We start from the raw sequence: 9,519 nt of genomic DNA on the forward strand, positions 1-9,519 counted from the left end.
ATTACTTTCGGTTGTTGTTGCAAATGGTAGCTACTAGCATACCAAAAGCAATCATCAACGTCAGCGCTTGAAACGTCGACATTGGGCTTCCCTTTCGTCCAGAGTTGTTCCAATGGAACCACCTCATTTCTACTGAGTCAGCCACCGCCCTTAAAACTTCCTCGCTGAATATTATAGCATGAAAACTCCTTGCAAATACTGGTATTACAGCATTTGCAAGGAGTTTTTTGCCTCTTCTGTTATCGTTCTGGGGATGCCTCTTAGGCTACTATTTCAGAAAGTTTTGCTTGTACTGACCTACGATATTTTCAACCGTGAAGCCCGAACGCTTAATCAGATCATCCCCATTACCACTAGCGCCGAAATGATCAATGCCAATGGAGACACCATCAAGACCCACGAATTGCGCCCAGTCGTCCGTCGTGGCCATTTCAACAGAAAGCCGTTGTCGTAGGACTGGTGGTAACACTTCGTCCCGGTAAGCCTGTGGCTGAGCCTTAAAGAGCTCGAAGCTCGGCATCGATACTACCCGGACAAAGATGTTGTCGGTCGCAAGTTGAGCTTGAGCTGCTAAGAGTAACGTAACTTTGGACCCTGTTCCCATCAGGATCCCACTTGGTTCATTGTTCGCAGCTTCAGATAGGATGTACCCACCTTTTGGCACCCCTTGCTTAACCGCATCTTGATACTTAAACAGCGTTGGGAGCTTTTGCCGGCCGAGGGCCATTAAGACTGGATGTTGTTGATTCAGGGCGGTTTCCCAAGCATACATAGTCTCCAATGCATCCGCTGGACGGAACACCGTTAAGTTTGGCATGGCCCGGAAGCCTGCTAGTTGTTCGATTGGCTGGTGAGTCGGACCATCCGGACCGAGGGAAATGGAGTCGTGGCCAAACAAGTAGAGGGTTGGCAGATCCATCAGCGCCGCAGACCGAATGGCACTTCGCATGTATTCGGAAAAGATCAGGAAGGTATTACCGTAGGCGCGACTACCACCGTAGAGGGCAATCCCATTTAGAGCGGCCCCTTCGGCAAATTCTCGAATCCCAAAAGCGATGTTTTTCTGGTCGTACCGATCCGGTTGGAAGCCCTTATCCGCATCAAGGTAAGTCTTATCAGAACTTCCCAAATCAGCGGAACCACCCCAAAGATTGAGTTCGGATTGTTCAGCAGTTACTTGGAGCAATTGGTGGATTGCGTCCCGCGTGGCTTCATTTTCGGCGAAATCAGGTGCTAGCTTCGAAGCTTCAAACTTAATCGCATTGGTAAGATTGGCTTGTAAGTTTTGAGCCTCTTGTGGGAAAGATTTCGCGTATTGGGTCATTAGGTCATCCCAAGCCTTGTGTGCGGCTTGCCCACGTTCACGCAACTGTTGGAAATGCGCATAGACCTCTTCAGGAACCGCAAATGGGGCTGCTTGGTAATTTAAGTTTGCCTTCGTGGCCTGTACTTGCTCAGCTGTCAAAACGGTCCCGTGCGCCTTATGACTATCTGCTAATGGTGACGCATAGCCAAGGGTCGTTTTAACCTCAATTAAGGTCGGCCGGGTTTGTTCATCCTTAGCGATTTGGACCGCCGCATCAATCGCTTCTAGATCATTCCCATCTTCAACTACAAGGTAATTCCAACCGTAGGCCTTGAAGCGTTCTGCAACATTGTCGTTGCTTTCATCGCTCAGTAGGGAGTCCATCGTGTTCCGGTTCGAATCAAGCAAAACAATTAAGTTGTTTAAGCGCAAGTGACCAGCAAGACTAGCCGCTTCGTGGCTAATCCCTTCCATCAGGTCACCATCCCCAGCTTCGACATAGATCCGGTTGTCAATAACTGGGTAATCCGGCCGATTGTAGATTGCTGCTAAGTGCTTCGCGGCCATTAGGCTCCCAACCTTAACAATGTCTTGATTTGGAACCCCCATTAACCAAGCGATTGGGGCAAAGACGTACCCGATAATCGTGGTGAAGGAAATGCGGATGAGTTGTTTAAGAAGACCGCGACAACGACGAACTTCTCTCTTCGGTTTCCGCAATTAAGTTGCCAAGTAGAATGTCAAAAGAACTTTTTTCGTAATCTGCCGCCCGACTGTCAACTTGTTTTCGTTGTTCGCCTAAGTCATTCATGACTTCGAGGCGATCCGGAGAAAATAATTCTGAGTAACTATCGAAGTGTTCCCAGAAGCGGTCTACATTCGCCGCAATTTCTTTGACAATCGCATACTCAGTTATATCCTCTTTCGTAATTGTCTGAATGTAACTAACAATCCCCTTTAAATCACTTGGCTTAAGGCCACATTCTTGCATGCGATTGGCCACATAAGCAGGATTAGCTTTTGTGCTTGATCTAATATTGGCTGCTGCTTTTGAGCTAGTCGAGTCAGCCAGATCACTCATGTTGTCTTTCATGGAAAGCTGTTGTGAGTTGTACTGGTCTATTTTGGCTTTAATAGCCTGTTTTATGGCGTCCTTAGCACGACTCACTAAGGCGAGAGCTTTATTCTGGTCAAATTCACCGGTTGTCATGATTGAGTGGCCTAGCGCTGCTCGAAATTCTTTTTCGACTTCAATAATCGTGCTAGTTGTCTGGTTAGTCAAATTAATCAAGACGTTTTCATCTTGTAATTCCGAACCGTTTACATCACGATAGTGTAAGGTTACCACTACAGCTGAAGATCCTTCTTTGACCTTGCTAAAACTGAACGTTGGGACAGCTGGTTTTGCTAACTTCTTAAAGCCATTGCTTCGATAATCGTACATTCGTCGATTAGCTTCTTGATACTGCTCAGAGTGCTGTTCAGCGCTCATTCCGCCTTGATAAGTCAGTTTAGCGTCCGTTTCATTCAACATTGTTTCAACGGCCTTAGCAGGCTTCTTATTCATATTTTGAAGGTAGTGTTGGTATTCCGGAAGTACAACATCATCAAATTCGGTATCAGAGATGATCCCTTCCATCTTGGTGCCTAAGCGTTGAGTCATCTTAAGTTGACTTTCAATTGAACGATAGGCCGGGAAGGTGTAGATGTAAATTTCACCTGTCTTAGCGTCTTTGCGTGGCCGGTCAATCCGCCCAATTCGCTGTTCCAAAGTCATTGGGTTGTAAGGCAAGTCAATGTTCATTAAGGTAACCGCGTCTTGCAAATTTTGACCTGTCGAAATCGTATCTGTCCCCACTAAGAGCTCAATTTCCTGAGGCGTGCCCAGCAGATCAAGCCGGTTTTTGGAACGGGGCGAAAATGACTCTAAGATTGCCTGCTTACTTGCCTGATCCTGATTAAGCCGGTTGCCATCGTTATTGCCACCCCCGAGTACCTTCCCCATTGGTAGGTTAAGGGGATGTTGATCATCATGCCCTTGATTGTCGCCATTGAAGTGTGCGTATAGTGCATCATAGTAATACTGAACAGTATCCGCAAATTGTGACACTAGGATCACCTTGTGATGTTGCTGGACCTCGTAATCAACTTGCTTAAGCACTGTATCTAATTTTTCGTCAATTTTTACGTATGCCTTATTAAGACGCTCAATCAAGCGTTGTAAAATGCTTAAATCAGCTACAATGTCTTGATACATTTCTTCCACTACTTTAGTCGCCGTGTTTACTTTGATCGACTCAATCTGTTCAGTAATATGATCAAGATATTGTTGTTTGCGCAACTTAGAATTCTGTTCTTGTTCATCAAGATTCTCTTCTTGGCCATCCACTACAAAGAAGCCCAGGTTTTCTGATTGATAGTTACTCAAGTCATACGCTTCGCCTAATAAGTTCTGGTAAGCCCTGAGCAGCCCCTTCCCCTTTTTGAGCATAATATCTTGTTCGAACCGCTTCTTGAGCTTGAACAAACGACCTTCAATGTTTTCCAGCGAATCGCGAAAGGCGATCCAACTTGAATCAGCCCGTTTTAACAACAGCAACTTTAATTGCTTAGCCATGCTGCGATCCTTGTTGGGATCAACATAGGTAATTGGGTCCATGTAGGGAAAGTGAAGGTTAGCAATCGCTTCAAAATTATCTGAGAAAATTTGCTCCTTTTGCGGTTCGTATGGAATCGCAATTGAGGGAAAGTTTCGCTTCGGAAATTGGGCTCCCTGTCCCCCGTAGGTATGCCGGGTTCGTTGTAAGTACAGGTCCCGCCAAAACTCATTGAAGGCCTTATCGTCCGTTGCCAGCTTCTTCACCGTTTTACCAGTCGTTCCACCAAGTAACAGGTATTGCTTGTAGGTCCGATCAGCCGGCACCCCATCCAGATTCATGAAGAGTAAACCAATATTTAAAACATCGTCGCGGCGGTTATTCCAAGGCGTTGCCGTTAACATTAACCCCTTCGTATCCGGAAACTTTCGTTTAATCCGTTGTAGGGTTCGATAAGACCGCGTCCGGCTGTTCTTAAAGCCTTGATGGGCTTCATCAACGACAATCAGAGTAAAGTGCATTCGGTCAATCTCTTTTAAGGGCCGGCGGACTAATTCATCACGTGACATTAACGTGTACTGATCAGGAGCTACTCCCACGGCTTTCATTTCTTCCCGCCATTGAGTGTGAAGCTTGCTGTCAGCTAAAATCAGAACCTTGTTAACTGTTTCGGATTCCATATACTTTCGCAGTACCCCAGCAGCCGTCCGCGTTTTACCAAGCCCAACCCCATCAGAAAGTACCGCGGTACCAAAGGTGTCCAAGCGGTCTTTGATTGCAACGACTCCCGAGCGTTGGTGTGGGTAGAGATCCTTGACCCAATCTTTTTTAGGGTCCAACTCGGTATAAGGTTTCGCATAGAGGTTAGCGAAATCAAAGTAAGTTTCCTCTACTGTCTTATAAGGAAGTCCCTGTGGCTTATCAGGTACATTGGAGTGCACAATTTTAATCAAATCCGGGGAAAAATCTTGGACCTCCTCTTCTGAAAGCCAAAGATTACTATACCAGCGATGAAGCGCTAGATAATTGTCTTTCGACAGTACATTCAGTTCTGTATTGCCCTCTAATCCATTCCGCGAGAAGTTAGAAGAACCGACAATAGCCGTCCCTTCGTCCGCGTTCTGTGAGCTGGCAAATAAGTAGCTTTTAGCATGGAAGTAGTTGGCCTCACCAGTGTAGACCTTCACTTCAATCCGCCCCTGAGCTAACCACTCTTCCACCATTGCTAAGAATTCTTGGTCACTAACTTGGGCCGTATCACTCTTTGATTGGTTATAGATGTACTGGTAGTAGTTTCCCTCACTATTCGTATCAAGTAGTTTAACTGTGGCCTTATTAGTTTCATTCCCCATTAAAATCCGAAAATGACCATTTCGCTGGTTCATAAAATCAGTAAATACGTCTTTAACCAACAGCAAACCCGACAGGTAGAAATATCCCACCGCAATATCTAAACTCTTAACTTCCTGCTTGCCGAGCAAGTAATTAATCGCTTGCGTCATGGTAATTTGCCGGTTATCAATTACCCGGTCACTTAACAAGCGGGTTGTTTGTTCGTCCGTTAGTTTAAAAAAGTCAGTAGTTTTAGTCATGATTCCGTTCCTCTACTAGACGATCATAGACATCGATAATGCGTTGTGTTTCCTCTTTGACCTTCTTTGCGTGCTTAGCACTTTCAAAACTCTTCATTAGGTAAACCACTTCTTCTCTTGTTAGATCAAAGTCCAGCATGATTCGCGCATTGAGTTCAGCAATCAAATCATCGTGTTGCCATCCCCGGTAATCATCCCCCGGAACCAAGTTATCTAAGTCTGGGTACATCCCCTTATTTTCCAGCAACAATTCTTTGGTAATCTGGACAAGGTTATCCGCATCCGCAACGTCGTTTATTTGAGGAATTGGTAATTGTTTAACATAAATTTGACTAATATTGGTTGTTACCATGTGGCGTAGTACATAATCAATTGGATATGAATTTAAAAAGCCTAAAGCAAATAATTTAAATTTCAAATCAATTTCAATATTAATCTGGCCAAACAAACTATGCGTGAATGTTTTATGTGGTGGTAACAATGTTGCAATCATAGTTCGGGTATCGGTAGCACGACCAATAGATCGATGAACAATCCGATATTCGTGATAACGATCTTTAACTTTTTGCTTCACCCGCTGTACATTTAAATCAACTGCTTGCACAGGTGCGGCAGGAGATAATTCACTAAATTGTTCAGGAGACAGCAATTTAAATTGATTCATTGTCTTTCCTTCATACAGAAGTAGTTCGTTTTCTGCCCCAGTGTATGGGACAAATAATGATGAGTCGTTGGTTTTATGGAAGTCATTACCAAACTTCAGTAAACCAGTATCCCTCAAAGCTGGATAGCGCAATCGCAATTTGAGATACAGGTCCAATTCCTCTTGACTTTGCGCTTCAAACAAAGCTAACCGTTCCGCGTCCATTTGCCGAATCGTAGCTAGTTGGTAGGTTAACTTTCGATCGTTATTAACGAGCGCATCCAGAGACTGTTGGTAGAAGAACGCCTTGAACTGATCCGTTTGGGGATGTTCGCTGTTAACCGTTAAGACAGCAAACTTGTAACTCCTGTGCACGGCAGGAAAAATCCCCTTACCATTGTCAAAAGACAGGAACTCTTCAACTTGGTAGTGTTCAAACAACATGTGCCGTAAGCCAGTGGAGCCCGCATCCGTGACCAAATTGTCCGGCACCAGCACTGATAACCGCCCTTGCCCGCTCAAAAGTTGAGCAAACCGTTCTAAAGCCACCTTGTATAAGTTCAAGTCAGCAGACGTCTTGCGGCCACCTACGACCCAAGATTGATAGCGAAAGGCATCGTCACTACGGAAGAAGATGGAGCCTAATTTGTTGCGATCGTTTTCTTCTTGCCATTTCCGATCAAGCGTCGGGAACTTGGCAATCAGTTCTTTTTGGCGGGCCAACTTCTTTTGCTTTCCGAGTTTCAAGTAACCAGCATCATACGGCCCAAAGAACTCATCCGAATTTGGCTTCCAAACTTCCCATGGCGGGTTGCCAATGATTACATCCATCCCCCCGTGCGGCTTCAAAGTCCCATCCGCTTCAAAGAACACTTCAGGTAAGTTAAGTTCGATCGCCTCAATGTGGAGGACTTCGGCGTACTTCGCCACCGGACCTGCGTACTTCATTACTTTGGTTTGCAGTTCCTTGCGGAGTTGCTCAAAGGCCGAAAAATCAGTTTGCTTTAGCTGACGAAGCTTCGCAATATCTTTCTTCAATGGAGTGAAAGCTTCTTCCCGCTTGTAGTATGGCACCGCATTGATTAGGGTGTTTTGGTGAATCAACGTCCGACCAATCAATTCTGGTAATTTGGTATCGTGTGGGTGATTTTCGAGTGACGAAAGGGTTAAGGTCAGACTAGCGATAATGATAGCCTTGTAGTCAATATCAACCCCGTAAATCATATGTTCCAAGACATACTTTTCCCATTGATATTGACCATCAGCACTGGCAGCCAACATTGGATAACGTTTGACGATATCATCTGGCAAATTAAGTGTTGTAAGGAGTTCATATTTGCCCGCTAACTTAAGAAAGGCTCCGCGCAAGAACGACCCACCACCAGCGGTAAAGTCAGCTACTTTTAGATCCAGCAAATGGTCAAGCGTGGCAATAATTTGTGCTGAGTCATTGTTATCCAAAGCAGCCTTGATGGCATCAAACCGCTTCTCAAACTCCACATTGACAGTTTGATTCACCATGTAGTTAACGAAACGCTGGTCAGTGTAATAAGCCCCCTTATCCTTTTGTTCCTTCTTGTCATCACCATAAAAGACAATAGGGTTTTGATTTTCGTCATCGAGCTTGATTTGGATATCCTTACTCATAGACTCTTCATACTGCTTTTCCAATGCTTCCGGCGGCATATCTTGGTAACGGAAGGAGTAGTTACCCGATGCCGTATCTGCCCATAATTTAGCAATAATTTCTGGGAATTCTTCAGCCATGCGAGCATCAATTTTGTTAGTTACTTCAGCAACGCTCCCTGCAAACAGATCCCCATGGTAGGCCAGCCGGAATTGTTCCGTGGCCAGCTTAGTTAATTCCGCAATTTCTTCTTTCTTGCCAGCTTTGATATTTACGTTACTGGTTTGTTCAATTTCGTCATCGTTGAACAAGTCTTCAAAGAGGTCAATTTCCTGAATTGGATTAGGTTTGCGGTTTAACTTTTTGAAGGACTGTTCATCCCCCAAGTGGCTGTTAATATCCACAGCTTGTTGGATTGCTTCATCCATCGTGCCACTACCAACCCCAAGCGCGATATCATTCACTTCAAAGGCTTTTGGCCCGTAGTACCCTTCCAAGAAGCGCCGCATTAATTGGCGTAAAATCAAAGTGTCCACCACCACAGCCAACGAAGACGTATACGAATCCTCTTGGATCAAGTTGTTAAGATCGCTATGGTGTAAGTAAATCTTGGCGTTATCGTACAGCAACGGTTCCAACTCATTCTTAAGATCCGATCCAGTAATTAGTTCCGAGAGCTTCTTGCGGTAAAAGGCCACTACTGATAAGAAATGGGTTGTTAATTCTTTGCGGAACACCGCATCCGAAATCTTAATCGTGTAGCCACCAAAGAAAATATCTTCTTCGAGTTTTAGATTTGCATCCTTTAGTTGCTCTAAGTTGTCAAGATATAGGTTCTTGGTAATCGTATCAGGGTTAAGGTCCAATCGTGTGTCCCGGTTCCCTGCCGTGCCCGGAAAAACAACCAAACGTTGCTGACCCACGAACGCGACCGCCGAAACCGCAAATGATCCCCCAAACGATTCCGTTAAGTCCGTCACCTGTTGGTAAAGCTTGCGAACTTCCATGGTAGAGGTTGATGGTGACAGTTCGTCGACCGGACGAATTGCCATCACCCCGGCTTCCTTGCCCTCCACGCGTGGCGAGAAATAGATTCGCCAATCACCATCAGCGTTAACTGGGTTCAGACCAACTTGATATCCCAGATACTCAGCGATTAATTCGATAGACTGGTTATCTGCTTTTAGTGCCTTGAGCACATCCTTGAACTCCATTATTTTCCCTCATTTCTCATTTTGATGAGTTTCATCGTAATAGGTCGCAAGCGCATTGACTCTTTCCCAAGCCGCCATTCTTAACTTTTCCGGATTAGCCCGGTACAGCTTGAGTGTCGGGTGACTAATTCCCGTTACTTTGGCTACTTCAGACAATGGGTAATTCTTATCGCTTACCATCAATTGCGCCTTTTCTAGATCGCTTATACTAGTTTGCACAGTCCTCCTCCTTCCTTAACTTAAGCTAATTGTACGCCTTTGGTGTCTAATATAATAGCCAAAATGGATATTTCATTATCCACCATTTTGCTGGTTAATTTTGGTATCTCTATTTTCAATAACTAATTTATGATTATTATTTTTATTAGTTTAAATGTATTTAGCTGTTTTCAGTATACCAAAGAAAGGAAGTGATTTGACAAGTTATTTCAAAAATATGCCGACTCCGCGAGTTTGCACCTTAACGCGCCCAAGCGATCCAGCAATTTTTAGGTTTTACCAGTTTCGTATTTTTACTCCGCACGTTTTGTCATAAATATT

Annotated in this window: 5 protein-coding genes; all 5 read right to left on the reverse strand. The window is 44.6% G+C overall.

From position 1 onward, the window contains the following. Nucleotide 1 precedes the first annotated feature (1 nt). Nucleotides 2-127 carry a putative holin-like toxin gene (locus FC43_RS11595; protein WP_420864771.1) on the reverse strand — a complete coding sequence of 42 codons (126 nt, stop codon included), beginning with the start codon at nt 125-127 and terminating at the stop codon, nt 2-4. A 141-nt stretch (nt 128-268) separates the two neighbouring features. After that, nucleotides 269-2,026, reverse strand: coding sequence for a transketolase-like TK C-terminal-containing protein (locus tag FC43_RS11535; RefSeq protein WP_082611474.1), 1,758 nt, complete (start codon nt 2,024-2,026; stop codon nt 269-271). Further along, nucleotides 1,980-5,495 (reverse strand): DEAD/DEAH box helicase family protein, encoded by a 3,516-nt coding sequence (locus tag FC43_RS06585; RefSeq protein ID WP_056955065.1) that lies wholly within the window; start codon nt 5,493-5,495, stop codon nt 1,980-1,982. Before FC43_RS06585 ends, FC43_RS11535 begins: the two co-directional genes overlap by 47 nt. Next, nucleotides 5,488-8,979, reverse strand: coding sequence for an Eco57I restriction-modification methylase domain-containing protein (locus tag FC43_RS06590; RefSeq protein WP_056955067.1), 3,492 nt, complete (start codon nt 8,977-8,979; stop codon nt 5,488-5,490). Before FC43_RS06590 ends, FC43_RS06585 begins: the two co-directional genes overlap by 8 nt. 9 nt (nt 8,980-8,988) lie before the next feature. Beyond that, the gene (locus tag FC43_RS06595) at nt 8,989-9,198 is read right to left on the reverse strand and encodes a hypothetical protein (RefSeq protein WP_056955070.1); all 210 of its coding nucleotides are present in this window, start codon (nt 9,196-9,198) and stop codon (nt 8,989-8,991) included. Between the last annotated feature and the right edge of the window lie 321 nt (nt 9,199-9,519).

It is taken from the genome of Limosilactobacillus ingluviei DSM 15946 (genome assembly GCF_001435775.1).
Taxonomy (GTDB): Bacteria; Bacillota; Bacilli; order Lactobacillales; family Lactobacillaceae; genus Limosilactobacillus; species Limosilactobacillus ingluviei.